This is a genomic window from Nocardiopsis sp. NPDC055824, from assembly GCF_053616335.1.
The window spans coordinates 1-1,956 of record NZ_JBSHDN010000395.1; the positions used below are offsets into that span (position 1 = coordinate 1).

General features: G+C 76.7%; 1 protein-coding gene. It reads right to left on the reverse strand.

The window, feature by feature from the left end; genetic code table 11:
• Positions 1–181: 181 nt before the first annotated feature.
• Positions 182–1,834 carry a glycosyltransferase gene (locus tag ACWGL3_RS32120; RefSeq protein ID WP_267949903.1) on the reverse strand — a complete coding sequence of 551 codons (1,653 nt, stop codon included), beginning with the start codon at positions 1,832–1,834 and terminating at the stop codon, positions 182–184.
• Positions 1,835–1,956: the final 122 nt, after the last annotated feature.

Consider the following 1,956-nt stretch of genomic DNA (forward strand, 5'->3'; position numbering starts at 1 on the left):
CCCCTGCGGCGCGCCCGCTTGACGTTCGGCGTCGGGTACCTTACGTACGGACCGCGTCGCGCTCGGTCACAGGGCCGGGCGCCGTGGTGGGCGTGCGGGGCCCGCTCGTCTCCGGGCCGGTGTCTTCCCCCATCTGCCCTGACACGGCCGGACCCCGCACGCCCTCCCCCGGGGCCCCGCCTCAGCCCTCCTGGGCCGGGTCCCGGCCGGCGGCGGGGCCGTGCGCCCGCTCGCGACGCAGGCGTCTCAGCGTGCCGCGCCAGGCGGACCTCACCAGGGCGCCCACCGGCCGCCGCCCGCCCCGCCCCGCGCCGGACGCCGGCGCCCCCTCCCGGGACCCCGCGTCCCCGTGGGGGCACGGGGCGGCGACCGTGTCGGGGGCGGTGCGCGGCTGCGGCGGCACCGAGCGGTACAGCGACAGGTCGGTGAGGGTCTCCTGGCCCGCGTGGATGCGGTAGCGGCCGTGCAGCTCGGCGACCACGTCCCCCAGGTCCTCCTCCTCGCCGCACACCCGCATGGCCCGGGCCAGGGCCCGCGTCCGCCACAGCCGCACACCGGCGTCGCGGGCGGGCGAGGTGGCGGAGAACAGCTCGGTGAGCCCGGCGCGGGCGCGTTCGGCGCTGGCGAGCAGCCGCGACAGTGCCACCTGCCCCAGCCCCCACGCCACCGGCACCTGGAGCAGGAAGGGCGAGGGGAAGCCGGTGCGGGGCGCGGCGGTGGCGAAGGAGATCCGGGGCTCGCGCAGGTAGTTGGCCTGGACCAGGCGCAGGTCCAGGTGGGGGCCGCCGGGGGCGCCGCCCCCCTCGCGCACGCCCTCCCAGTCGGCGACCAGGGTGATGGCCAGGTCGGTCTCGGCGCTGTCCAGGAGCCGGTCGACGCAACCGCGGACCAGGTCGTAGGGGGCGCCGGACACGTCGACGACGGCGTGCACCAAAGGGATGCGGCGCCGGTGGGCGGGGACCCGTTCGCGGTAGGCGTGGGGGTGGGGCATGAGTTCGGCGAGCACCTGGGTGCGGAAGCGCTCGGAGGGCAGCCGGGTGCGCGCGGTGCCCGCACGGCCCACGTGCCAGGCGGTGGCGGCGGGCTCGGGCACCATGACCGCGCCCGCCTGCCAGAGGCGGTAGCCGAACTCGGTGTCCTGGCCCAGGTCGAGGTCGGGGTCCACCCCTCCGGCGGCCTCGTACAGGTTGCGCCGCACACCCGCCGCCGCGCCGACGTAGGCGTGGAAGCCGAGGTGGTCGGCGTCGCGCAGGCGGTCGCTCTGGGTGAGCAGGCACTCGACCCACTCGTGGCGGCGGCCGGTGTCCAGGCTCCGGTGCAGGGTCCCGGCCCGGACGCGGGACATGAGCTCCTCCGGGGTCCGGGGGCCGGCGTCGGCGAAGCGGACGCGGCCCAGGGTGACGGCCTCGGCGTGCGTGTGGTGCCAGCGGGCCTGGGCCTCGACGAACTCGGGGCCGGCGACCATGTCGGCGTCCATCCACACGAGGATGTCGCCGGTGCTGGCGTGGGCGCCGTAGGCGCGGGCGTACCCCGCGCCCCATCCGCCCTCGGGGGCGTTCAGGACGCGGCACCGGGCGGGGCGCAGCGGGGGCAGGCGCAGGGCGGGCGAGGAGTGGTCGTCCACGACCACGACCTCCAGCAGGTCCTCGGGGTAGGTCTGGGCCGCGAGGGAGGCCAGGGCGAGGTCGAGCCGGCGCTGGCCGCCGCGGGCCGGCATGACGACGCTGACGCTCAGGTCGGGGGTCCAGCGGCCGATCTCGGGGGGTGTCAGCGCACTCCAGTCGTTGCGGAAGACGCGGGTGAGGACCCGTTCGACCCGCCCGCGGTGGGACACCCCGTCAACATGAGACCCTACGTGCTTATTCAGTGACACAGAGTCACTATAACCCTGTTTCCCCGAACCGCTGCGGCCTTCCCCGATGTGTCACCGGATCACCCGGAGAGCACCCCGGGCAC